Source organism: Pseudonocardia sp. CA-142604 (assembly GCF_050948475.1).
GTDB classification, from domain to species: Bacteria; Actinomycetota; Actinomycetes; order Mycobacteriales; family Pseudonocardiaceae; genus Pseudonocardia; species Pseudonocardia alaniniphila.
Genome location: NZ_CP192045.1, coordinates 6,746,450 through 6,769,818 on the forward strand (window position 1 = coordinate 6,746,450; position 23,369 = coordinate 6,769,818).

A 23,369-nucleotide genomic window follows, 5' to 3' on the forward strand; every position below is an offset into this window, starting at 1 on the left:
CGTCCCAGGCGGCTATGGAGCGAGCAGGACCGTGTTGGGGTGGGCGCCGAGGCGGGTGTCGATCACCACGTCGCGATTGGGGGTGTCGGGGGCCAGGTGGCGTACCCAGACGCTGGCCGCTGCGCCGTCGATGAGGAAGGGGCTGAGCACGAACGGCACCTGTGCGACGACCTGCCGGCCGGAGTCCTGATCGCGGTAGGGCATCGCGACGAAGTCGGGTTCGACGCGGCGCTGCAGGACCAACGGGGATCTGCGGGCGGCCCGGATGAGTGTGGGTAGCCAGTCCGCGTCGGAGATCCGGCTGCCGAAGAGCACGCCGGTGCCGGCTCTGCCGAAGGCGGGTTTGACGATCAATCGGGCGCGTCGGATGGCGGCGGTGCGCAGTAGGTCGGGTTGGGTTGTGGGGTCCTTGTCGAGACCCAGGCATGCGGTCCAGGGAATGTGGGTGTGGACGAGGTGCTCGTCGGGTGGAGTGAGCAGGCCCGCGTCGGCGTCGTCGTGGAGCCAGGCGAGCAGTGCTTTGGAGGAGATCAGGTACGGCTCGGTGCGTGGGAACAGTCCGAGGGTTGCGGCGCGGTCGGCGGCTCGGAGCGCGGCGAGGGCGCCGCGGTCGTATCTGATGCGGTGCCCGCCCCATTCCAGCAGTACCACCTCGATCGGGACGTCACCGGCGAGTAGTCGGGTGGTGGGGTCGAGGCGTAGGTCGGCGAGTTCGGCCACCACCGGTTCCAGGCCTGCCCGCGCTACGGCGGCCAGGGTGGAGCGGCCCGGTGTGTGGTGTCGGATCGTGTGGTGGTGGTCGGTTGCCCAGTAGGAGGGAATCAGCGCTCGCCGCGTCCTGCCCCGGTCGTGGTCGGTGGGTGGTGTTCGGGCCAGGGCCGCGAACCGTGCCGTCACCGCGGAGGGCGGCGGGGACAGGCCGCTGCTGGGGCACAGCCGGGCATAGCGCTCCGCGAGCTGCGAGGACTGTCGGGTGCCGGCGAGGCGATTGCTGGTGTTGAGCTCCAGGAGCTGCGGTCGGCCCTGTTCGATCAGAAAGTCGGGGCGGGCGTAGCGGGTGAGTTCTGTGGCCACCAGCGGCCGATCCGGATCCATCAGCGGAAGATCACGGGGAAACCGCAGCACCGCGTACAGTTCCCCCACGGTCGAGGCACGGCGACGACACGCCTGCACCGCCAGGTGCAACAACCGCGCCGCCACTGCCTCGAGATACCGGTAGGACTGCTCGCCGACGATCAGCGGGCGCAGAGGCTCCCAGCCCAAGCCGTCGGCTCCCTGACCTCGGTAGAGATCCCACCCTGTCGACGCCGTACGGCGAGCGAGGAACTCGTGGCGGAGTTCTGCGGGCAGCGCCTCCCACGTATCGCGCACCAGAGGAGGGAGCGGTTCGTGGCCGGCAACGGGCCGGCATGTTGTCAAAATATGTTCCTCGGCTCGATGAGGCGCACATGACGTTACGATCCGGGCTGTCCGGCCCGACTGAAGGAAGGCACGTCACAGGAACGGCAGGGGCGGGTCTTGGCCGAAATACATCCCGCCGGCCCATTCCCACATTTTCCTCTTCGCCACCACGTGCTGAGCGATGGTATCCAGATCCCGCATCTGTCGCCCCAAAGGGCAACCATCCTGGATAGCAACGGTGCCGACCGTGTCGACAAGCAGCCGAACAGCAGTGCGACACTCCGAAACCGTATGGGCGAAGAGGCCGACGAGCTGAGCACGCTGCTCCAGGGACGGCTCGTCGCCTGCCACGACCGTGCTCCAGATGGTGCCGACGGTGTCGTACACGTAGCTGCGAGCCGCGCCGACCATCGCTCGGGCCCGGGCGATATCGGCCCGGACATACGGTTCGTCGCGGGCAGGGGTCATCTCCGGCATCAACAGCTTGCCGTCGAGAATCGACGCCGCCACATCGCAGGCATCGAGCGCGACGCCCACGGGCACGCCGAAGAAATTGACCACGAACATTCCGCGCCAGCGGTAGAGCGGTCCGGACCGATAGCTCTGGCCGTAGACCCAGGTGTGCTCTGCCGCTACGAATGCGTCGTCGATCGCGTAGTCGTGGCTCCCGCTCCCGGCCATGCCCAGGGGGCTCCACGTGTCGAGTACCTGCCACTGTGCTGCCGGCAACATAGCTATCCGCGCTTCTGGCGTGCCGTCGGCGAGGAGCCGGGGCGACCCGTTCTCAGTCACACGGGCACCGCCCACGATGACGTCCGCATGGGTCACCCCACTGCCGAACGACCATCGACCGGACAGTCGATAGCCGCCGTCAGACACCTCGAGGGTGCCGACCGGAGCGACCCACCCGGCAGTCACCGCGTCCAGGCGGGGGTAGAGCGACCGGGCGGCGGCATCGTCGAGATAACCGCTGTAGAAGCCGCTGTCGGAGCCGATCATCGCGCACCAGCCGGCTGAGGCATCAGCACGGGACAGCGTTTCGATGATCTCGATCTGCCGGCAGATGTCGACCTCGGGCCCTCCCCACGTCACGGGCATGGCCATGCGAAACACGCCGGTGGACCGGAGTGCGTCGACAACCGGCTCGGTCAGGCGGCGAGCGGCCTCCACCTCGGCAGCGTGCTCCCGCAGCAACGGCCTGATCTCCTCGACATTGGCGAGGATGGCGGCACCATCCAGCGCCGGCCCGCTGTCAGTCGTCATCAGTGCACTGACTCCCGATTCCGTCGAACCAGATCACATGAACGGCAGAGTCGGGGCTTCGAGCGCCCACGCCAGAATCGCCTCGGCGTCGTCAATCGGCGGATAGATCAACTCGGCGTTGATCATCTGCTTGACGTTCTTGGCATCCTCGCGGGTCGCAACGACCTTTCGGTTCCACCCGGTGGTCAGGACTGCACCGGCCGGACCGAGATCGAGGCACGTCACATACGCGGGAGGCGCGAAGACCGTCTGCTTCGTGCCGAGAAGGTCCGCGGCCGCGTTGACACCGGCGAAGTGGCCCTGCGGTATGGCGTACTGGCAGCTCTGCATCACCGTCTGCCCCTCCTCCACTCGCGGGGCTGCGGTATCTCCTGCCGCATAGACGCCGGGCACCCCCACGACTCGGAGGAAGTCGTCGACTGCCAGCCGCCCCAGGCTGTCCCGAGGCGCCGGAACCTGCGCGGTCAACGGGCTGGCGACCATTCCGGCCGTCCAGATGACGGTCGCGGCCGCGATCTCGGATCCATCGGAGAGCCGGGCTCCCTCGGGTGTCACAGACTGCAGGCTCACTCCGAGTCGTCGTTCGACCCCCAGCTCGTTCAGCGCTTCGAGAATCTGCGGTCGCGGACCCTCGCCGAGCTCGTGCCCGACGTTCTCGTTGCGGTCGACGAGCACGACCCGAACAGGATCCGTCTCCCCTGCGATGGCCCGAAGCCGCCAGCCCAGCTCGGTCGCGATCTCGATGCCGGTGAAACCCGCGCCCACCACAACGACCGTGAAGCGACCCTCGGTAGCCGGCCTACTCGGAAGCCGCTGAAGATGGGCCTCCATGGCCGCCGCTCCGGCGAGAGTGTCGATGTCGAACAGGTGCTCGGCACCTGGCAACGAGGGACGGACGACGTGACTGCCGGTAGCCAGAACAAGCCGGTGGTAGGGCAGGGCCATCGAGGTTCCGTCCCGCGCGACCCCGCTGACCTCCCGGTTCTGAGTGTCGATTCCCGTGATCGTCGCCGCGACTCGCGCGACGCCGATCGGACCGAGAACCCGGTCGAGCGAAAGACGCATGCGCTCCGGATCAGCTTCGTAGAGGCGCGGTCGGATCACGAGGTCGTCCCCCGCACTGACGAGCGTGACTCGCATGTCCGACTCGGGCACTCCCGCCGCCCGGCGCTGCCCCACCGCAGCTACCGCGGACCACACACCCGCGAACCCGCCACCAATGATCAGAACTTCGGACACCAGGTTTCTCCTCGATCCTCGGCGATGTCAGTGATGAGCAGGTCGTCAGCGCGGTGTACGAGGGCGTCCAGTCGAAGCCGGACCGTGTGCGCTCGTCGCGAAGGCCTGCTTACGGCGTGAAGACGAGATCGAACGTCGGCGGTGTGACAAGGTTTCGCGCTCGGTAGATGTGCGTCACAGGGCGAACCGCCCGTCCGAGGCGGCCACGCCGTGACCCTTCGCCCCCGATCGTGAACAACGATCTGTGCTGTGAGGATGACAACGCGAGCATCTCCCGCTTGTCACAGACAGCCGGCCCCTCTCGTCCTATGCCCATGAACAAGAGCAGGCTGATCTCCCGGCAGGTCACAGTTCGCGGCCCCACCGGCCTTCTCGCCACGGCGCTCGCCGATGCGGACAGCCGCAATGAACTGGCGGCGTCGCGGGCCCGGATCGTGATGGCCGCTGACGAGGCGCGCAGGCGATTCGAGCGTGACCTCCACGACGGCGCGCAGCAGAGGATCGTCCTGCTGGCGCTCGAGTTGCAGAATGCGGAGGCAATGACCCCGGAGGGTCACGAGGACCTGCGGGAACAGCTTTCCCGGATCGGCAAAGGGCTTGCCGGCGCGCTCGAGGACCTGCGGGAGCTCTCCCGCGGCCTCCATCCCGCGATCCTCTCCGAGTGCGGCCTCGAACCGGCCCTGCAGGTGCTCGCCCGCCGCTCGGCGGTGCCCGTCGAGCTCGAGGTGGATATCGACGGCCGATTCGAGGAGGGCGTCGAGGTCGCGGCCTACTACGTCGTCTCCGAGGCGCTCGCCAACGCCGCCAAGCACGCTTACGCCTCGATCGTCGAGCTCGATGTCCGAGCTCGGAACGGCGTTCTGGACCTCGTGATCCGCGACAACGGTATCGGCGGGGCCGACCCGGCCAGGGGCTCGGGACTGATGGGCCTCGCGGATCGCGTCGAGGCGCTCGGCGGGACGATGACAGTTGTGAGCCCCGTGGCCGTCGGCACCTCGATCCACGTCGAACTGCCTGCCGGTCTCCCGGCTTCTCCGTTGCCGTCGAGACGATGACCAACGATTTCTCACACGGGAACGTCGCCCCACGCTTTGTCACCAGGCGGTTGTCGAAAGATTCTTCGATCTACTCCGAGCGGCCGACTCCGCTGTGGTCCGAACGCGGTTCTCGCAGGTCGGGAGGTCTTGCGAGGACCGTGTCCGGCAGCGGAGCGATGCCATCGGTCCACCGACACGGATCTGACGTTTGACCGGGAGGGCAGTCGGACCCCCGCCGCGGTGCGCGAAGTCCACGGAAGTTTTGTCGCAGTAAGACGGAGGTTGTGCCGCGGTGAAGGAAGCCGGTACATGTATGCAAACCTTCGATGCTGACGTTCGCTTGACTCCGCGCATCCAGGAGAAAGTCACGGAATCATGATGATTCCGGGTTCGCCGCGGCCGATGATCCGGAGACAGACGCCACAGCAGCAGAACTGATCTAGCTGCCACAAACCGCACGTACCGCGTTGCGCGAATCAATCTTGCAACGCAACGTTGCCCCGAAGCAATTACGGGGAGGTCGAAACATGTGCGGAATCTGCGGGTGGGTGGATTACGAGCGCGACCTGACGGCGCCCGACGCGCGGCAGGCGTTAGCGGACATGACGGCGACGATGGCCCCTCGCGGGCCGGACGACGTGGGAACGTGGGTGGACGGCCCGGTGGGCCTCGGGCACCGCAGACTCGCCGTCATCGACATCGAGGGCGGCCGGCAGCCGATGACGCTTCAGGACGGCGGCCGCACCACCTCCGTGCTCGTCTACAGCGGCGAGACCTACAACTACCGCGAGTTGCGCGAGCGGTTGGCCGGGGCGGGCCGACGGTTCGAGACGAGCAGCGACACCGAGGTGGTGCTGCAGGCCCACCGTGAGTGGGGCCGGCGCGACCCGCGCGATGCCGTGCGTGAGCTCAACGGGATGTTCGCCTACGCGCTCTGGGATCCCGCTTCCCGGGAGCTGTTGCTCGTGCGTGACCGGCTCGGCATCAAGCCGCTCTACTACTACCCCACCGAGCAAGGGGTGCTGTTCGGGTCCGAGCCCAAGGCGATTCTCGCCAACCCCCGCGCGGAGCGGGTCATCGACGCCGACGGGCTGCGCCGCCTGCTCGGGTCCGTCGCCGACCCGCACAACGCCGTGTTCCGCGGGATGCGCGAGGTACCGCCCGGCCACATCGTCCGGGTCACTCGGGAGGGCATCGAGCAGCTGCGCTACTGGCAGCTGACCGACACCGCGCACAGCGACGATGTGCCCACGACGGTCCGGCATGTCCGTGAGCTGCTCGAGGACACGGTCCAGCGGCAGCTCATCTCCGACGTGCCGCTCTGCACGCTGCTGTCGGGCGGTCTCGACTCCTCGGCCCTGACCGCGCTGGCAGCCCGCTTCAGCGAGGAGCGGATCCGGTCCTTCGCCGTCGACTTCGTCGGTTACACCGACAACTTCAAGCCCACCACGCTCCGCGGCACACCCGACGGCCCGTACGTGCAGGAGGTCGCGAAGTTCGTCGGCACAGACCACACCGACATCACCCTGTCCTCCGCCGAGCTCATGGACCCGGACGTGCGGGCGACAGTATGGCGTGGCCGCGACGTGCCGACCACGATGGGCGACGGCGACACCTCTCTCTTCCTGCTGTTCCGGGCAGTTCGGCAGGGCTCGACGGTGGCGCTGTCCGGGGAGTCGGCCGACGAGGTGTTCGGCGGCTACGTGGGGTTCCACGATCCCAAGATGGTCGCAACGGACACGTTCCCGTGGTTGATCGGTCCTTCGTTTCGCGCTGCCGACGCCGGCCAGTTCATGGACCGCGGACTGCTCAGGAAACTCGATCTCCCCGGCTACATCGACGACCAATACCGCAGGGCGCTCGCGGAGGTACCCGAGCTGACCGGCCCGATAGCGGCGAACCCGCACGAGCGACGCATGCGCGAGCTCTGTTATCTCTACCTCACCCGGTTCCTCCCGAACTTGCTCGACCGCAAGGACCGGCTGAGCATGGCCGTGGGTCTCGAGGTCCGCGTGCCCTTCTGCGACCACCGCCTCGTCGAGTATGTGTTCGGCACCCCGTGGGCGCAGAAGGCCTTCGACGGGCGGGAGAAGAGTCTGCTGCGGGCCGCCACCGCGGACCTGCTGCCGCAGTCGGTGGTACAGCGGGTCAAAAGCCCTTATCCGGCTACCCAGGACGCGGCCTACGACGAGATGCTGCGCACCAAGGTCACCACGCTGATCAAGCGACGCGACTCCGCGGTGGCCCCCCTCCTCGACGCCGACAACGTCATCGGGGATTCCAGCACGTGGGAGGTCAGCAGGGCGGGGCTGGAGCAGATGCTGTCGCTCGAGGCTGTGCTGACCGGCTACGGCGCCACGCTCGATCTCTGAGCCGGACCGGTTGCCGGCCCGGTCCGCTAGAGGTAGACAGCGGTCTCCGGGCGAACCCACATCACCACGCGGACCGACACGCCCGACGGCGGCGACACGCCTTCCATGGAGTAGCGCTTGGCGAGCTCGGCGAAGAACGCCGCGTCCGGATCGGGCTCCACCCGTTCCACCCGTCCCCTGAGCTCGATGAACCGTGCCTGCTGGCCCGGATCATCGATGCACACGGAGACGCGTGGGTCGGCCTGCACGTTGCGGTATTTCTGGGCCGTCGAGGCGTGCGTGAACCGCACGTACGCCCCGTCCCAGAGGAACCACATCGGGTTCACCTGCGGCGACCCGTCCGGACGGACAGTGCCCAGGTGTGCCAGCAGCGGCCGGGTGAGCAGGTCGAGGTGGGATTCGGGGACAACGCATCGAGCATGTCGCCGGAACGGGTTGGCCCCGACCGGCATTGCGTCGATTCCGCGCAGATTCTCGCGTTCCACTTCCACTCCTCCTGATCGAACCAGGGAACGTTTTGCGTTATCCGTCCGGCACGCATGCAGCCAGGCCGGTAGTGGCCGGATCGGAAGTCTTTGGATCAGAACGCGGACCGGATGAAACCGCCGTCGACGCGGATGGTCGCGCCGCTGATGTATTCCGCATAGTCGCTGCACAGGTAGGCCACGGCGGCGGCGATCTCGTCCGGGCGGCCGTAGCGGCTGTGATCGTTGGGAATGAAGGCCTGCACGGAATGGGGTTGGATCTCCTCCCACGTGGTGCCCCAGCCACGGGCCGGGCCGATCCCCATGACGAAGTCCTTCACCGCATCGACCAGGATCGCCCCTGGCGAGACGACGTTCGATGTGACGCCGGTGTCCTTGAGTTCGCGCGCGAGCGATACCGCGAGGTTGTGCCTGGCCGCGAGCGTGGCGTTGTACTGCGGGTGGGCGTTCATCGGCTGCAGCGCGAGGCCACCACCGATCGTGATCACCCTTCCCCATCCGCGCTCGCGCATCGTCGGCACCAGCTGCTGGATCATCCGCACTCCGGAGACGACGTTGACGTTGTAGGTGTCGTTCCACTCCTCGGGTCGAGCGTCGGCCCATGACAGGTGCCGGTAGAAGCCGGCGTTGTTGACGAGGATGTCGATCGGGCCGTCAGCGGTCGCCGCGCGGGCGATGTCCGCGGCGCCCTGGTCGGTGGCCAGGTCACCCGAGGTCGCGGTAGCAGTCCCGCCGGCCTGCAAGATCTCCTCCGCGACGGCCTCGGCGCGCTCCTTCTCCAGCCCGTGCACGACGACCGCGGCGCCTTCCGCAGCCAGAAGCTTCGCGGTGGCCTCCCCGAGTCCGGTGCTCGAACCGGTGACGAGCGCGCGCTTGCCGTTGAGATCGAGGTCCATGGAGTGCGCCTCCGATGAGCGAGCATTGGGTGTTGGTGCTGGTTACCAGGCCGCGGCGGGCCGCTCACACAGCATGTATACGGTCGCAGACTTAGCCGGGACATCAACCCGGATGTGGTGCGGTAGACAGGCAAACTGATCAGTTTGCCTGGTCTCGTACGGCTTCTGGACCGCCTCACCGACTCCGACACCCCGCCCGTGACGCCTGCCCGGAACCCACTGTGTGTGGCGCGCTGATCGCCGGGCCGCTGACCGTCTTATCTGTGCTTTATCGACGGGGAAACTCACGACTTGTCTTCTTTGCCGAGCAGTATTTGTAGCAGCCTGTCGGTGAACTGAGGTCGGCCGCCGAACCGTGTGGCAGGAGTGACGGTCGATCGGCCGGTCATTCGAGAGGGTAGCCGACGACGGCGGCCCCGAACCTCATTGGAGCAGCAATGCCTTCGCAGTCTGCCGTCAACGCGGCCCTGGCGTTTCTGATCATCGCACCGATCGTCCTCTCGATTTTGATCGGTCTCCTCGTCAGCGTCCTCGCCCGATTGGCCGTGAAGAGCACCCGACGAATCCCGCCGTGGCAGATGATCCTGAGTTCCATCGTCGGCGCGTACGTCTTCTGGACCATAGGAGTCGGCTTCGCACACATTCCGTACGGTCTTGCATTGATCGTGGTCGGAGCCGTGGTCGGCGCCGCGGCCATGCCCGCGATTCGCCGCGGCAAGATGATCGGTCATTGATCACAGCTCTCCTATTCGGCCCGCGGGGCAGCCGTTCCATCCCGTGCCGACGACGAGGGAGGGCGATGAGTCACCTTTCCATCGCCCTCCCTCGTCGGAATGGCGTCAGGGCTTCGAGACGCGGTAGCGCAGGTGGGTCACGGAGCCCCCGACAGGTCCCCCCACCGGGATCAACTCGGCACGCTCGCCGGCGAACAGCCGGGTGCCCTCCCCCATCAGCATCGGGACGAGATGGATGAACACCTCGTCGAGCAGGCCCGCCCTGAGCAACTCGCGAGCGACCTCTGCACCCAGCACCCGGACGTCCTTGTCCCCCGCGGCCTCCTTGGCGTGCCGGGCCGCGGCCTGCAGCCCCTCGAAGGTGAACGTTCCGCCGTTGTCACCGAGGAGGTCCTCCCTGGTCCGGTGGGTGACCACGAAGGTGGAGACGCCAGGCCATGGGGTACCGCCCCACGGGCGTAACCCGAGGTCGAAGGTGTGCCGTCCGATGACGGCGGCGCCTACCGTTGCGTTCAGCTCCCTCGAGACGGCCAGGTCGACCTCGCCGTCCGGCCCCTTGCCGGCGTGCCACTCGTGCAGCCGCTCGCCACCGTCGCCCATGGGCTCCTCGTCGCGGACGTTCGGTCCGGTCGTGAACCCGTCCAAGGACATCGACACATCCAGCACGATCTTGCTCATTGCGAGCCTCCTCGATCCGGCGGCGCCGCCGTTCGACGCCGCTGCCGACCTTGGCCGGTTCGTCGGGATCGCCCGATACTTTTAGCCAGAACTAAAGGCTTGCACTGCGGGCGGAACCAGCGTGGAGACTCGATGATCGTGTGGCGGCTGCTGCCGGAGGACGTCGCGCGGATCAGGTTCGCGTTCTCGCCGCTGTTCGAGCTCGTGTTCAGCCTGGTGGTGTTGCGCGCGCCGGGCGAGCACTCGTTGCACCTGCCCTGGGTGCGTGCGACCCGTGCCTCGGTGGCCGACCTCGATCTCGCCGAGGTGTTCGCGATCGCTCCGGTGCACGGGTGGATCGCCGACTTCATCACCCCGGCGCCGTCCCAACCGCAGCCCGACATCGCCACCGAGCTCGACGCGGTCCTTCGTACCGAACCGCAGCGAGTGATCAGCGACATCGCCGACGTTCCGAACGTGCCCGAGGAGGTGGCACACCGGATCCGTGCGGACCCCGAGGCCGCCCTCGTCCGCATCGTCGACACGCTCGCGAGGTACTGGGACGTGGCGATGGCCGAGCACTGGCCCCGCATCCTGAGCCTGCTCGACGCCGACGTGCTGTGGCGGTCACAACGACTCGCCGGCGGCGGCCTGCACGCCCTGTTCGACGACCTGCACGAGACAGTCACTCTCGACGGCGACCGGCTGACCGCCGCCGATCCTTTCGAGTACACCGGACAGCTCTCGGGAACCGGACTGACCCTCGTGCCACACGCGATGGGGTGGCCGTGGGTGCGCAAGTTGACCGGTCGCCGGAAGCCGGGGTTCGCCGGTGAGCCGTACCAGCCGATGATCGCCTATCCGGTCCGGGGCGTCGCGACCTTGTGGGAGGCCGCTCCACCTCCGCCCGATGCACTTGCCGCCCTGATCGGCCGGACCCGTGCCGGCATCCTCATCACCCTCGCGGAGCCGGCCACCACCACCGAGCTCGCCCGCCGGATGGGGCTCACTCCCGGAGCCATCAGCCAGCACTTGTCCGTTTTGCACGCCAGCGGACTCGTATCCCGCACCCGGACCACCAGAACAGTGCTCTACCGCAGAACCGCACGGGGCGACGTCATCACCGAATAGCCGGCTCGCGATCAGTGATCATGTGCGGAGGCGGTCGGGCCGACCCACGTACACTGTGTCCGGACATGCTGTCCGATAATCGGGGGAAGCGTTATGACGGTTCAGCGGCCCACATTCGTCCTGGTTCCCGGCGCCTGGCACCTTCCGTCCACTTGGGATCTGTTGCGCGGGGAGCTCGACGCCCTCGGCTACGCGAGCCGCGCGGTGAAGCTGTCCACTTCCGGCCCTGACGCACGAGGCGGCCTGCGGGAGGACGCCGAGGTGATTCGCGCGGCGGTCGAGGCGATCAGCGGTCCGGTCGTCGTCGTGGCCCACTCGTACGGCGGCATCCCGGCCACCGAGGGCGCGGCCGGCTTGCCCAGCGTGCAGCGGCTCATCTACCTGGCCGCCTACTTTCCGGACGTCGACGAGTCGATGTACACCCTGCACGGCATGCCCGACCCCGATTCAGCGGAGGGCCTGTTCCCGATCGGCTCGGACCCGCGGGCCAAGTTCTACGCCGACGTCCCCGAAGCGACAGCCGACCTGGCCGTCAGCCGGCTCGTCGACCAACTGCACCAGCCGTTCGCCGACCGCGTGACCCGCGCCGCGTGGCACACCGTCCCGTCGGCCTACATCGTCGCCGAGCAGGACGCCGCGCTCCCGGTGGAGCTGCAGGAGAAGATGTCCTCCCGCGCCACGACCGTGCACCGGATCCCGACCAGCCACTCGCCGTTCCTGTCCCGCCCGGCCGAGCTGGCCGCGCTCCTCGACGAGATCGTCAAGGGCTGACCACGAGGCCACGTCGCCGCGCGCGGGGCGCTCAGCCCGGCGCGTGCCCTCAGCTCGCTCCGGCCGTCACGGACCGGATTGCCCGACCGATCTCGCGATGGCTGAGCCTTCTTCCCGCAGGGCTCTGACGAGAGCCTCCACGCTCGGCGATCGGTCGGGCCGGGTCACGACGACGGCCGAGCGTCGGACCGGTCGCGGGTCGTCCACCGCGATCAGGCGAACCCCGGACGGCACCGTGTCCGCGGCCATGGCGGGGATGACGGCCAGCCCGAGCCCGACGGCGACGAGACCGAGCCGGGCGGTCCAGTCCCGCACCGTGTATGCGATCTGCGAGGTGTCGGACAGGCCTGGCCAGACACCGAACTGGGGGCCGTCACCCCCGTCGCCGACGATCCACGCCTCGCCTTCCAGCTCGGCGACGTCGACGGTGCCGCGCCGGGCCAGACGGTGCGTCTCGGGCACCGCCACCAAGAGCCCGCCCTCGATCAGCAGGTCGATGCGGAGATCGTCGAGCCGGTAGGGCGGCAGGTCCGCACCGACCGCGATCACGGCAGCCTCCAGATGTCCCGCCCGCAAGCGGCGCAGGTGCGTCGGCGTCGATCCCTCGCGGAGAATCGTGACGACGGCGGGATGCCGACGCCGCAAGTTCGCCAGTGCGCGCGGCACGAGCACCCCGAGTGCTGACGGGAACGCTCCGATCGCGACCCGCCCCTCCAACCGGTACCGAAGCCCGCCCAGCTCCAGCAACGCGGCGTCGGCACGGTCGAGCAGCGAGCCGGCATGCCGCAGCAGCACGACACCGGCCCTGGTCGGCCGAACCCCACGAGCCAGTCGCTCGAACAGCGGCGCGCCCGCCACATCCTCCATCGCCGCCACCTGCCGCGACACCGCGGACTGCGTGTAGCCCAGCGCGTCTGCCGCGGCGGTGAACGAGCCGCGGGCGGCCACCTCCTTCACCACCCGCAGGCCGAGCAGCGTCAACTCAGCCATCCCACCCACCGGCGTCCACGACGCCAGTCTGACCCATGCGTGCTGCGCATGCATCAGATGCGAGACCTTCGCTGGTTGGATCGCTCGCTGCGACCTACCGTCGACTCCATGACCACGACCTGGTTCATCACCGGCACCTCCAGCGGCTTCGGCCGCACCCTCACCGAGCTGCTGCTCGAGCGCGGCGACCGCGTCGCCGCCACCCTGCGCACACCCGCGCGTCTCGACGATCTCGTGGCCCGTCACGGCGACCGGCTGTGGGTCCGCGCGCTCGACGTCACCGACACCGCGCAGATCCGTGAGGTCGTCGACGCCGCGTTCGCCGAGCTCGGCCGGATCGACGTCGTCGTCTCCAACGCCGGCAGCGGCGTCATCGGGGCTGCCGAGGAGCTGACCGACACCCACATCGACACCCTGATCGCCACGAACCTCACCGGTTCGATCCAGCTCGCTCGCGCCGTCGTGCCGCACCTTCGCGCCCAGGGCGGCGGCCGCATCCTGCAGCTTTCGAGCATGGGTGGACACATGTCCTTCCCCGGCTTCTCGCTGTACCACGCCACCAAGTGGGGCATCGAAGGTTTCTACGACGCGCTCGCCCCCGAGGTGGAGCCCTTCGGCATCCACACCACGCTGGTCGAGCCCGGCATGATCCGAACGCCTTTCTACGACGCCGTGGTGCACGCGACCCCGCACCCGGCCTACGCCGACAACCCGGCCGTCATTCGCGGCGACATTCCCCTCGAGCAGATGGCCGGTGACCAGACCAAGGTCGCCCGCGCGATGATCGACCTCGCCCGACTCCGCTGTCCCCCGCGCCGTCGTCTACTCGGCTCCGATGCCTACGCCCGCGTCCACGACGCACTGACCGAGCGCCTCGAACAGGTCGAGAGCCAGCGGGACATCGCCATGAGCACCGACGCCGACGACTACGTCGCGACCGCGGCGATGGCGTAACGGCGAGGCCTGGAACGCACCGCCACTTCCTCGGGCGACCGGCCCGCGAGCGATCAGGCCCGCGAACGCCCCCAGGCCGACACCAGCGGCGACGTCGCGAGGTCGGGCAGCAGACCCGCGTCGAGGTTGGCGAGGTGCTGGTCGATGTCCGCCTCGGTGGCGATGCCCGCGGCGACGAGCCGTAGGCGGATCTGCTCGACGGTGGCGCGTTCGAGCACCGTGCACGCGGGGTCGGTGATCGGGAAGTACGCGTCGGCCCCGACATCGACGAGGCCGAGCCCACGCAGGAGTCGCGGCAGCGTGCGACCGTAGGCGAGGTCGGCGGCGCGGCCTGCCAGCAGGCTGCGGAAGCCGTGGCGGAGGCGGTTGGCGAGCTGCTGCGGGGGCCCGTACTCGTCGGGGCACAGCAACGGCTGCAGCCCGGGGTCCGCCTCCTCGATCAGCAGAACGCCGCCGGGCCGCAGCGCCCCGGCCATCGACGCCAGCGCCTTCTCCCGGTTGGCGACATGCGTGAGCACCAGGCGCGCGTGGACGAGGTCGAGGCCCGTCGCGGGGGCGGGGTCGGCGCCGACGTCATGGCACCGCACGTCCACGACCGCCCCGCCCGCGTCGTCGAACGCCTCGTCCAGCCACGACGTGTCGATGTCGGTGACGACCACCTGGCCGCCCGGGCCCACGCGCTCGGCGAGCCAGCGCGGCACCGACGGACCGCCCGCCCCGACCTCCCAGCATCGCCACCCCGGCTGCACGCCCAGCCCCTGCAGATGCCGGAACGTCGTCGCGTCGAACAGGTTGGCGAGCGCGTCGAACCGCACGCCCGCCTCACGCTGTCGGTTGGCCAGCAGGTAGCCATCGTCATCGCGCACGCCGCCATGGTGGCAGTCAGAGGACTCGTCGGGCGGTCAGCGTGCAGCGAGACGTAACGAGCGCACGGTCGAGCGGACCACCTGTTCCTTCAGAAGGGCGGCTTTCCGGCCGGTCACGATCAGGTCCTTGGGTTTGTCATCCGCGCCGACGAACTGAACCAGCCCGTTGCGCCGTCCCAGGCTCATGACTTGCGCGTAGTACCGGAAGGACAACGGCTTCGGTCGCTGCCCACGTAGCTCAGCAACGATGTTCCTCCCGGCGCGCGACCCGAGCGGCAGAGCGGTCGCGCACGCCATCCGCAGTTCGCCGGCTGCATCGGTGCGCGCTGCGGCCGCGTCTCCGACCACGTAGATCTCGGGGTGGGAGACCGATCGCAACATCGCGTCGACCTGGATCCGGCCGTCCACGGTCAGCGCCAGGCCGGCGGACCCGGCGATCTCGGCGTTGGCCCTCAGGGACGCCGTCCATACGATCACGTCGGTATCGAGATCCTCCGGTGCCGCCGGGCGGCCCTCCTCGAGGCTGATGCCCAGATCGCGGAATGTCGAGCGCACGTGGGTCCGGCCCTTCTCCGACAGGGCGGGGCCGACCTCGCCCGCGGTGACCATGCTGATCTTCCAGGCCCGCTCTGACTCGGCCAGCTCGCTCGCCATCTCCACGCCTGTCGCCCCACCACCGACGACCGTCAACGTGCCCGGGCCGTCGTCGAGACGCTTGCGCAGATAACGCGCAGTTTCGGAGGTGAACAGACGCCCGTCTTCAGTGGAACCATCTCCGAAAGTCTGCGTCCGGCTGCCGAGCGCGTAGACGAGGAGGTCGTAGGGGTGACGCCTGTGGTCGTCGGTGACCACCTCCTTGCGAACAGGGTCGATGTCCGTCACGCGGGCTGCCACATGCGTGATGCGCTTCTTCCGCAGGAATGACGACAGCGGGTGCGAGATGTCCTGACGTCCGGCAGCCACCTCGTGCTCCCGGACCCGTTCGCTGAAGTGGGCCGCAGGATCGATCACCGTGACGTCCGCCTGATCGGCGGCGCGCAGCGCGGCCATCAGCCCGCCGTACCCGGCGCCGAGCACGAGAACACGATCGCCGGCCGTTTTTCTCTTGTTCGTCATGGCAGCACGACGAATCAGGGTCGGCCCGTGTGACATGGGGTCGCACCACCTTGGGGGCCGCTCGTCGGGATGAGACGACGGTCCCGGTGTCACACGCCCGCGTGCTGCGTCGTCCAGATCACGGGTGCGGGCGAAACCGCACAGCCGAGGCAGCGAAAGGGTGGCCGGAGATATGCAGGGAGCGGTGTATGCCGCAGCCAGGGGCCGGTCATGAACGACGAACGCTCCCTGGCGACCGCCTATACACGCGCACGCCCCCGGCTCGAGCGGATCGCCTACGCCATGACGGGTAGCCACGCCGAAGCCGAGGACGTCGTGTCCGACGGTTGGCTACGGCTGATCGCAGCACACGCGAGCGAGCCCGTGCAGAACGTCGAGGCCTGGGCCACTGTCGTCGTCGCCCGCCGCGCCCTCGACACCCTGCGCTCCGCCCGCGTACGCCGGGAGACGTACGTCGGGCCGTGGCTTCCCGAGCCGTGGCTCGAGTCACCTCCCGCATCAGATCCCGCCGAGCGGGTCACGCTCGACGACTCCGTCAGCTTCGCGCTCATGGTGGTGCTCGAGACACTCAGTCCCGCCGAGCGCACCGCGTGGGTCCTCCACGACCTGTTCGGCATGGAGTTCTCCGAGGTCGCTCAGGTTGTCGGACGGACACCCGCCGCGGTGCGACAACTCGCCGCGCGGGCTCGTAAGCACGTGGCTGCCGGCACGCCGCGTGTCACGGTCGACCACGCCACTCACGAGGCAGTCGTGGCCGCGTTCAGGCGAGCCACGATCGACGGTGACCTACCCGGTCTGATGACGGTGCTCGATCCGGACGTGACTCTCACCAGCGATGGCGGCGGAAAGGTCCGCGCGGCCCTACGACCCGTACACGGAGCCGACCGGGTTGCGCGGCTGCTGGTAGGGCTCGCGAGCCAGTTGGGCAGCGACCACCGTCCGATGCCGGTGATGGTCAACGGCGCGCCTGGGTTCGCGATCCTGAAAGGCGGCGAGTACGACTTCGTGATCTCTCTGACGGTCGAAGACGCTCGCATCGCCCGGGTCGACATGGTTCGGGCACCCGACAAACTCGCCACAATGCCCGAGAATAAATTCCAGCACTGAACCGGAGAAACACGTACATGAACGAGAGAAGTTTTCCATCGGCTGCCGTCACTGCCGTCACCGTGGTCAGCGCCGGCATCTTCATCGGGCTCGGGGTATGGATGTGGGGATGGCCGGCAAGCTTCTCCACCTACGTCAACTTCCCCATACATGTGCACTTTCTGCACGACATGGGCGTCTTCCACATCGGACTGGCCATCGGAATGCTCGTTGCGCTGTTCCGGCGAGACGCGATATACGCCGTGCTGGTCGGCCTCACCGTGATCTGCGTATTGCACGCGATCAACCACGTGATCGACCTCGACATCGGGGGTAACCCCAGCGACCCGTACCTGATAGCCGGGCAGGCCGTCCTCAGCGGCGTCGGCGCCTGGCTGCGTGGCCGTCAGCTCGCAGCCCAACCGCAACGGGCGGACACACCCGATCAGAGCGCCTCGTCTTCAGGAAGCCGGACGTGAGACCTGGGTCGGCCCCCGCGGGCCGGTTCGATCACGACTCGGCGGTCATGGAGTCAGCACCCACCGGCCGCGGTGTCCGCCGGCTCGGAGAGCGCGGTACGCGCGCGTGGCCTCGTCAAGGGGCAGGGTGCCGACTCGACGTGCTTCCAGAATCCCCTTCGCGGTCAGGGTGAGCATTTCCCGTAGAAGGGCGCCGTCGGGAACCACCACCGCCGAGGTCACGGTGACGCCGCGTTCGGACGCAGGTTCGAGGCGGGGAAACACCCCGAGATAATTCCCATGGTCGCGGACCGATTGCAGCGCCACCTCGTTCAGTAGGGCGGCATCCAGTACCGCGTCGAAAGCCGTCGACTGCGCGAGGGTCGTGATCGACTCGGCAGCTCCGGCCCTGGCCAGGAAGTCGGCATCGGCAGCGCGGGCAAGACCGGTCACCGTCCAGCCCGCGCGCGCGGCGAGCGCCACCACGTAGCCGCCGACACCTCCCGCGGCGCCGGTAACCAGCAGACGACGGCTTCGGGCGGGTCCGAGCAGGGCAAGAAGCTGCGCGGCGGTCAGCGAGTTCAGCGGAACGGTGGCCGCGTCCAGCAGGTCGACCTCGTCCGGCACCGGTGCCGCATCCGCAGCCGGCACGATCACGTATTCGGCCGCAGTTCCCGCGACGGCGTGCGGAGCGTGGGGGAACTGGAGGGCTGCGGCCCGAGTGCCGACGGCGAAGTCGTGGACGTCGGGGCCGACCATGTCGACGATTCCGGCCACGTCCAGCCCGATGCCGAGCCGGCCGGTGGGATCCCCCTCGACGAAATCTCTACCGCGGCCGTCGATGATGTGGAGGTCGGCGGGGTTGATTGCCGCGCCGACCATTCTGATGCGTATCTGTCCGGTTGCCGGCCGTGGATCGGGAAGATCCACGATTTCCACCTCGTCGGCCTCCCCGGGGGGAGTGGTGAGGATCGCGCGCATGACAATGCCCTTTCTCGTGGGGTGCTTCGTGCGTGGTGCGGCGTCGAGCGGCTCGTCAGCGGGCGCCGGTCTCGTGGAAGTGCTGCTCCAGCAGCGCTTTCCCGTTCCGCATCAGCCAGGTGTCGAAGTCCAGCAGTCCCGGGTGGATCCTCCGCAGCGCGGGAATGTCGGCCTGCCAGCCGCAGAACGACGGCATCATCTTGCTCGGCACGCGGCGGGCGGGAGCAGCCGTGGCCACGTCATGTCCTGTTGCGCGACCGGTCGCGGCGAGGATCTGGTCCACCCGTAGTTCGTCACCGGCAAGCTCGATTGTCCTGCCGAGGAACCGGTCGGGATCGGCAAAGGCCAGCGCGGCGAACGCACCGATGTCGGCGAGGGCGATGAGCTGGACCGACACGTCCCTGGGAATCGTCGGGACGAGTGGGTCGGTGCCGTTGACGCCGTGGGTCGGGTCGGCGATGTTCTCCATGAACATGACCGGCCGCAGCACGGTGGTGGGAATGCCGAGTGCCCGGATGTGCTGCTCGATCTCCCACTTGATCTCCCAGTGGGGGATGCCGGTAGCCCGGTCGGCACTGGCAACAGAGGCGTAGACGAGGTGACGGACGCCGCCGGCCTCCGCGGCGTCGGCGACGCTCAGCCCGCGCTGCAACTCGTTCTCCGCGAAGTCCGGTGCGATGAATGCGGGCTGCACACTGAACACCCGGTGCACACCGCGGACGGCGGCGTCGACGCTGTCGCGGTCGTCCATGTCGCCGATCACCAGTTCGGCACCGGCCATGGCAAGCCGCGTGGCCGCGCGGCTCGACGGATCGCGGACCAGCGCCCGCACGTGCCAGCCGTCGGCGAGCAGGCACCGAGCGGAGGCGCCGCCCTGCTGTCCGGTCGCTTCCGTGACGAGGATCGTCCGGTCTGCCGGTGACATCTGCTCTCCATGGGTAGACTCGTCGTAGCGGAGCGCCGCTCCGATTCCTGACGATACGGAGCAGTGCTCCGGCTGTCAAAGTGAGAGGAGCTCGGGGTGCCGGACGCAGCCCGCGCTGATGCGCAACGCAACCGCAAGCTGCTCCTGGCTGCGGCCAGAGACGCGTTCGCCGCGAACGGAACCGATGCATCGCTGCGGGACGTGGCCCGACAGGCGGGAGTCGGGATCGGGACGCTCTACCGGCACTTCCCCACCCGGGAGGCCCTCCTGGAGGCGATCCTCGACAGCAACTTCGAGACCATGCGCGAGCGCGCGGAGCAGCTGCGCGATTCGTCGTCGCAGCCGCCGGAGGACGCGTTGCTGGAGTGGCTCGGCGAGCTGGCCGCGGGCGCACGCACCTACCAGGGACTGCCGCAGTCGATCATGGGGGCCCTGGCCGACGAGAACTCGGAGCTGTACGGCTCCTGCGCGGCGATGCGGGCGGCCGGCGCGAAGTTGCTGCAGCGTGCGCAGGAGGCCGGGCGGGTGCGTGCCGACGTGACGGTCTACGAGGTGATCGCGCTCGCGCTGGGCCTGGCCTGGGCGGCGCAGCAACCAGGTGGACCCTCCGACCTCATGACCCGCCTGCTCTCCACGGCGATGTACGGGCTGGCCGTGCCCGGTTGACCGCCACCTTCTCGCCGCGTGACCGTCCCGATTTCGGATGAGCGGATCCACCCCGACACGATCACCGACGTGCCACCGGGGTCCCTGGCCGCCGGCCGGCAAGCAGTGAGTCGCCCAGGGTCCAGACCGAAGCGCCCAGCAGGACCAGATCCTTGATCAGGAATTGACCGACCGGTGATAGCGCGGGGAAACCTCCGGCGGTGGCATCGCCTACTCCGGGGGTCGTGAACAGAAAGCTCAAAGTGCTGAGGAACAGGAGGATCGCAAGGACGGAACCAACGACCGAGATACGAGGGAGCAGCAGCCTCAGGCAGATCAGTACGGCTGCGGCGATCTCGACGGTTCCCAGCACACCGGAGAGCGTTCGAACGGCAAGAATGCTGTCCATCCAGCTCATGAGTGGGCTGGGCGCTACGTACTGCTGGATGCGAACCGCCTCTGAGCCCGTGAACTTCAGCGCGCCAATCCAGGCTATTACCACGGCGAGCCCATACCTCAGGAGGATCGCACTTGCGGTCGAGACCCGTTCTTCCACCATGTGGACGAATTCCGTTGCGGCGGGCACCAGGCTTCGCTCCTCTTCTCTGCGCGACAGGCAACCCGACCGTACGTCACACGACAACGTCGTCGATATCTATCGGCAGCGATCGCGCCTTACCGACCCATGACAATTCTCGCCTACCGTTACGAACTCATGACGATTCTCAGGGCCTCAGATCTGTCACATGCAGCGTAATGCTCAGCCAACGCGAAGGCTTCGGATCCGACATCCGCGAGATGTCCCGCGGTAGCGTCAGCCGAGCAAATCCTCTGGTATCTCCACGAGCCGGCTGCGCAGGTACTCCCCCAGGCCCTTCGCCTGCGGGTCCGGTCGGGTCGACGAGGCGACACCCGCGCCGAGGATCCCGTGCACCACGACGTTGAGCGCCCGCAGGTTGGGTAGCGGCCACACGTCGATCGGCAGATCCGCGGCCTCGCGCCCGAGCAGCTCGCGGACCTTGTCGGCCGTGACGAAGCCGCGCAGCCAGGCGTACGCGGCATCCGTGCGTGTCCACAGCCCGACGTTGGCGTTGCCGCCCTTGTCCCCGGACCGCGCCCCACACACCGCACCGAGCGGAACCCGCACCCGCGGCCCGTCGGAAATGGCCGCGGGAGCGGAGATGTGCGGCACCTGGGGCACCTCGCCGACCTCCGGGTCGTCGATCACCCGTCGCTCGCCGTCGGGCAGGACGACCGTGTGCTGCACGGCCGAGCGCGCGACGGTCGCGGGCCGGTAGATCCCGTACGCGGACTCCGCGGTGGGCGGGGTGGTGGTGTGGAAGCCCGCGTACCCGCCCAGCGCGAGCTCCATGGTGGCGCCCGAGAACGCGCGCCCGACCTTGCGCGGGTCGGGGTCCTTGACCGTGATCCGCAGGTGGGCGGTGGCGCGGTCGTTCGACGGCGCGTCCGGGATGTCGAAGCGAAGCAGCCGGACGTCGACCTCGGCGAACCGGTCCTTGCCGCCCAGCACGTCGAACAGGAGGGCCTCGGCGTGCGCGGCCTTCGCCTCGATGTCCAGCCCGGTCAGCACGAGCGTCATGGAGTTGCGGAAGCCACCGGCGTCGTTGAGCGCGACCTTCAGCGTCGGCGGCGGCGCGCTTCCGCGCACCCCGGAGATCCGCACCCGGTGCTCGCCCTCCGGGGCGAGGCGGATGGTGTCGAAGTGCGTGGTGCAGTCCGGGCCGAGGTAGGCGGGCTCGGCGATCTCGTAGAGCAGCTGGGCCGTGACGGTGCCCACCGAGACCAGCCCCCCGGTGCCCGGGTGCTTGGTGATCACCGACGATCCGTCCGCGGCGACCTCGGCGATCGGGAACCCCGGGTAGCGACGGTCGGTGATCTCGTCGAGGAAGGCGTAGTTGCCGCCCGTCGCCTGCGGCCCGCACTCGACCACGTGCCCGGCGACGACCGCGCCGGCAAGGGCGTCCCAGTCACCGTGCCCCCAGCCGTGCCACCAGGCCGCCGGCCCGACGACGAGGGAGGCGTCGGTGACCCGCCCCGTCACGACGACGTCGGCTCCGGCCGCAAGGGCCTCGGCGATCCCCCAGCCGCCGAGGTAGGCGTTGGCGGACACCGGCTTGCCCTCGACGGGCGGGGTGATCGCCCCCAGCGAGCCGCGCAGATCGTCGCCCTCGACGTGCGCGACCTTGACATCCAGCCCGAGCTCGGCGGCGACCTTCCGGATGGCCGCGGCCAACCCGGCAGGGTTGAGCCCGCCGGCGTTCGCGACGATGCGGATCCCCTTGTCCAGGCACGTTGCGAGTACGGCCTCGACCTGCGTGAGGAACGTCCGCGCGTATCCGGCGGAGGGATCCTTGGCCTGCGCCTTCGCCAGGATGAGCATGGTCAGCTCGGCGAGATAGTCGCCGCACAGCACGTCGATCGGTCCGCCATCGACCATCTCGCGGGCCGCCTCGATCCGGTCGCCGTAGAAGCCCGAGCAGTTACCGATCCGGACCGCGCGCCTGCTCATGCCGACTCCTCGCCTGCGCTCGTCGGCCGCGCCGCTTCCCTGAACTGTCCTGGCTCGCGGCCCTTGCCCGCCGTCCCCGCGAAGGCCTGCCCGATCTCGGCCCACTCCAGCGCGGCCGGCCCGGTGGCCGTCAGCGCGAGGTCGTCCCGGTGGCGCCGTTGGGTGATGAGGAGGGCGAAGTCCTGCGCCGGGCCGGTGATCCGGTCGGCCGCGTCCTCCGGGCCCCACGTCCACAGCGACCCGTCGGGCGCGTCGAGCTCGACCCGGACCGGGATGTCCGGCATCACACGGCCGTGGACCGCGTAGCTGAACGCACGCGCCCCGACCCCGATGTGGGCGACGTGCCGCAGCCGCACGCTCGGCTCGCGCGCCACCCCGAGCGTGTCGGCGACGTCCTGACCGTGTGCCCAGGTCTCCATGATCCGCGCCGTGAGCGACGACGCTGCGCTCATCGCCGGCCCGAACCACGGAACCCGCAACCCCGGCTCGAGCCCGCGGAACGTCTCGACCAGTCGCTCCCGCGACCGGTCGAACCAGCGGAGCAGCTCGGCCCCGGACAGATCGCGGTACCGCGCGGCGACGGCGTCCGGGTCCACCCCGCCTGCGGCTCGCATCCGCTCCAGCTCGGCGCGGAAGGCGCCGGGGTCGACGGCGGACTGCACGGCGACATCGTCGAAGTACGCCAGGTGCGAGACCTGGTCGGCGATCGTCCAGCCCTCGGCGGGCGTGTCGCGCCGCCAACCGCTCTCGTCGAGGCCGGCGAGCAGCCCGCGCAGCTCGGCGGACTCGGCCGTGAGGTCGTCGGCGAGCGCTGTCATCGAGACGGGCACGG

23 protein-coding genes are annotated in these 23,369 nt (G+C 68.9%); 9 read left to right on the top strand and 14 right to left on the bottom strand.

What is annotated here, in order from left to right:
* Positions 1-12 precede the first annotated feature (12 nt).
* The 3 genes from ACQPZQ_RS30535 to ACQPZQ_RS30545 all read right to left on the bottom strand — a co-directional run bounded on the left by ACQPZQ_RS30535 (position 13) and on the right by ACQPZQ_RS30545 (position 3,903).
* Positions 13-1,371 (bottom strand): hypothetical protein, encoded by a 1,359-nt coding sequence (locus ACQPZQ_RS30535; protein ID WP_433286485.1) that lies wholly within the window; start codon positions 1,369-1,371, stop codon positions 13-15.
* Between the two features lie 123 nt (positions 1,372-1,494).
* Positions 1,495-2,664, bottom strand: coding sequence for an acyl-CoA dehydrogenase family protein (locus tag ACQPZQ_RS30540; protein ID WP_433286487.1), 1,170 nt, complete (start codon positions 2,662-2,664; stop codon positions 1,495-1,497).
* Between the two features lie 33 nt (positions 2,665-2,697).
* Positions 2,698-3,903 carry an NAD(P)/FAD-dependent oxidoreductase gene (locus tag ACQPZQ_RS30545; RefSeq protein WP_433286488.1) on the bottom strand — a complete coding sequence of 402 codons (1,206 nt, stop codon included), beginning with the start codon at positions 3,901-3,903 and terminating at the stop codon, positions 2,698-2,700.
* 314 nt (positions 3,904-4,217) lie between these two features.
* Between ACQPZQ_RS30545 and ACQPZQ_RS30550 the strand changes: the two genes are divergently transcribed.
* The gene (locus ACQPZQ_RS30550) at positions 4,218-4,958 is read left to right on the top strand and encodes a sensor histidine kinase (protein ID WP_433286491.1); all 741 of its coding nucleotides are present in this window, start codon (positions 4,218-4,220) and stop codon (positions 4,956-4,958) included.
* Between the two features lie 509 nt (positions 4,959-5,467).
* Positions 5,468-7,312 carry an asparagine synthase (glutamine-hydrolyzing) gene (gene asnB, locus ACQPZQ_RS30555; RefSeq protein WP_433286493.1) on the top strand — a complete coding sequence of 615 codons (1,845 nt, stop codon included), beginning with the start codon at positions 5,468-5,470 and terminating at the stop codon, positions 7,310-7,312.
* A 26-nt stretch (positions 7,313-7,338) separates the two neighbouring features.
* Here the strand turns inward: asnB and ACQPZQ_RS30560 are convergent, their stop codons facing one another.
* Both ACQPZQ_RS30560 and ACQPZQ_RS30565 read right to left on the bottom strand, forming a co-directional pair.
* Complete coding sequence (locus tag ACQPZQ_RS30560) at positions 7,339-7,797, bottom strand: PPOX class F420-dependent oxidoreductase (RefSeq protein ID WP_433286496.1); 459 nt, start codon at positions 7,795-7,797, stop codon at positions 7,339-7,341.
* Between the two features lie 95 nt (positions 7,798-7,892).
* Positions 7,893-8,693 carry an SDR family NAD(P)-dependent oxidoreductase gene (locus tag ACQPZQ_RS30565; protein ID WP_433286498.1) on the bottom strand — a complete coding sequence of 267 codons (801 nt, stop codon included), beginning with the start codon at positions 8,691-8,693 and terminating at the stop codon, positions 7,893-7,895.
* A gap of 437 nt (positions 8,694-9,130) precedes the next feature.
* Between ACQPZQ_RS30565 and ACQPZQ_RS30570 the strand changes: the two genes are divergently transcribed.
* Positions 9,131-9,427, top strand: a complete 297-nt coding sequence (locus ACQPZQ_RS30570) for a hypothetical protein (protein ID WP_433286500.1) — start codon at positions 9,131-9,133, stop codon at positions 9,425-9,427.
* Positions 9,428-9,532: 105 nt separating this feature from the next.
* Here the strand turns inward: ACQPZQ_RS30570 and ACQPZQ_RS30575 are convergent, their stop codons facing one another.
* Complete coding sequence (locus ACQPZQ_RS30575; RefSeq protein ID WP_433286502.1) at positions 9,533-10,105, bottom strand: dihydrofolate reductase family protein; 573 nt, start codon at positions 10,103-10,105, stop codon at positions 9,533-9,535.
* A gap of 132 nt (positions 10,106-10,237) precedes the next feature.
* Between ACQPZQ_RS30575 and ACQPZQ_RS30580 the strand changes: the two genes are divergently transcribed.
* Together ACQPZQ_RS30580 and ACQPZQ_RS30585 are read left to right on the top strand one after the other, a co-directional pair.
* Positions 10,238-11,215, top strand: a complete 978-nt coding sequence (locus ACQPZQ_RS30580; RefSeq protein WP_433286504.1) for a DUF5937 family protein — start codon at positions 10,238-10,240, stop codon at positions 11,213-11,215.
* Positions 11,216-11,308: 93 nt separating this feature from the next.
* A complete protein-coding gene (locus ACQPZQ_RS30585; protein WP_433286506.1) occupies positions 11,309-11,986 on the top strand; it encodes an alpha/beta hydrolase in 678 nt (225 codons plus the stop codon).
* Between the two features lie 66 nt (positions 11,987-12,052).
* Here the strand turns inward: ACQPZQ_RS30585 and ACQPZQ_RS30590 are convergent, their stop codons facing one another.
* The gene (locus ACQPZQ_RS30590; protein ID WP_433286508.1) at positions 12,053-12,976 is read right to left on the bottom strand and encodes a LysR family transcriptional regulator; all 924 of its coding nucleotides are present in this window, start codon (positions 12,974-12,976) and stop codon (positions 12,053-12,055) included.
* A 108-nt stretch (positions 12,977-13,084) separates the two neighbouring features.
* Between ACQPZQ_RS30590 and ACQPZQ_RS30595 the strand changes: the two genes are divergently transcribed.
* Complete coding sequence (locus ACQPZQ_RS30595) at positions 13,085-13,930, top strand: SDR family oxidoreductase (protein ID WP_433286510.1); 846 nt, start codon at positions 13,085-13,087, stop codon at positions 13,928-13,930.
* Between the two features lie 53 nt (positions 13,931-13,983).
* Here the strand turns inward: ACQPZQ_RS30595 and ACQPZQ_RS30600 are convergent, their stop codons facing one another.
* Both ACQPZQ_RS30600 and ACQPZQ_RS30605 read right to left on the bottom strand, forming a co-directional pair.
* Complete coding sequence (locus ACQPZQ_RS30600) at positions 13,984-14,796, bottom strand: class I SAM-dependent methyltransferase (protein ID WP_433286512.1); 813 nt, start codon at positions 14,794-14,796, stop codon at positions 13,984-13,986.
* Between the two features lie 36 nt (positions 14,797-14,832).
* Entirely contained in the window at positions 14,833-15,948 is a 1,116-nt protein-coding gene (locus tag ACQPZQ_RS30605) for an NAD(P)/FAD-dependent oxidoreductase (RefSeq protein ID WP_433299424.1), read from the bottom strand.
* Positions 15,949-16,122: 174 nt separating this feature from the next.
* On the opposite strand from ACQPZQ_RS30605, the gene sigJ reads away from it, so the two are divergent.
* The gene (gene sigJ, locus ACQPZQ_RS30610) at positions 16,123-17,019 is read left to right on the top strand and encodes an RNA polymerase sigma factor SigJ (protein WP_433286514.1); all 897 of its coding nucleotides are present in this window, start codon (positions 16,123-16,125) and stop codon (positions 17,017-17,019) included.
* A 17-nt stretch (positions 17,020-17,036) separates the two neighbouring features.
* Complete coding sequence (locus ACQPZQ_RS30615; protein WP_433286516.1) at positions 17,037-17,477, top strand: hypothetical protein; 441 nt, start codon at positions 17,037-17,039, stop codon at positions 17,475-17,477.
* A 45-nt stretch (positions 17,478-17,522) separates the two neighbouring features.
* Here the strand turns inward: ACQPZQ_RS30615 and ACQPZQ_RS30620 are convergent, their stop codons facing one another.
* Both ACQPZQ_RS30620 and ACQPZQ_RS30625 read right to left on the bottom strand, forming a co-directional pair.
* Positions 17,523-18,437, bottom strand: a complete 915-nt coding sequence (locus ACQPZQ_RS30620; protein WP_433286518.1) for an alcohol dehydrogenase catalytic domain-containing protein — start codon at positions 18,435-18,437, stop codon at positions 17,523-17,525.
* Positions 18,438-18,492: 55 nt separating this feature from the next.
* The gene (locus ACQPZQ_RS30625; RefSeq protein ID WP_433286520.1) at positions 18,493-19,362 is read right to left on the bottom strand and encodes an NmrA/HSCARG family protein; all 870 of its coding nucleotides are present in this window, start codon (positions 19,360-19,362) and stop codon (positions 18,493-18,495) included.
* Positions 19,363-19,458: 96 nt separating this feature from the next.
* Between ACQPZQ_RS30625 and ACQPZQ_RS30630 the strand changes: the two genes are divergently transcribed.
* Positions 19,459-20,028 (top strand): TetR/AcrR family transcriptional regulator, encoded by a 570-nt coding sequence (locus tag ACQPZQ_RS30630; protein ID WP_433286522.1) that lies wholly within the window; start codon positions 19,459-19,461, stop codon positions 20,026-20,028.
* A 61-nt stretch (positions 20,029-20,089) separates the two neighbouring features.
* Here the strand turns inward: ACQPZQ_RS30630 and ACQPZQ_RS30635 are convergent, their stop codons facing one another.
* The 3 genes from ACQPZQ_RS30635 to ACQPZQ_RS30645 all read right to left on the bottom strand — a co-directional run bounded on the left by ACQPZQ_RS30635 (position 20,090) and on the right by ACQPZQ_RS30645 (position 23,367).
* Positions 20,090-20,593, bottom strand: coding sequence for a YkgB family protein (locus ACQPZQ_RS30635; RefSeq protein WP_433286524.1), 504 nt, complete (start codon positions 20,591-20,593; stop codon positions 20,090-20,092).
* Between the two features lie 228 nt (positions 20,594-20,821).
* Positions 20,822-22,537, bottom strand: coding sequence for an acyclic terpene utilization AtuA family protein (locus tag ACQPZQ_RS30640; RefSeq protein ID WP_433286526.1), 1,716 nt, complete (start codon positions 22,535-22,537; stop codon positions 20,822-20,824).
* Complete coding sequence (locus ACQPZQ_RS30645; protein ID WP_433286527.1) at positions 22,534-23,367, bottom strand: TIGR03084 family metal-binding protein; 834 nt, start codon at positions 23,365-23,367, stop codon at positions 22,534-22,536. The genes ACQPZQ_RS30640 and ACQPZQ_RS30645 overlap by 4 nt, the downstream gene beginning before the upstream one ends.
* Positions 23,368-23,369: the final 2 nt, after the last annotated feature.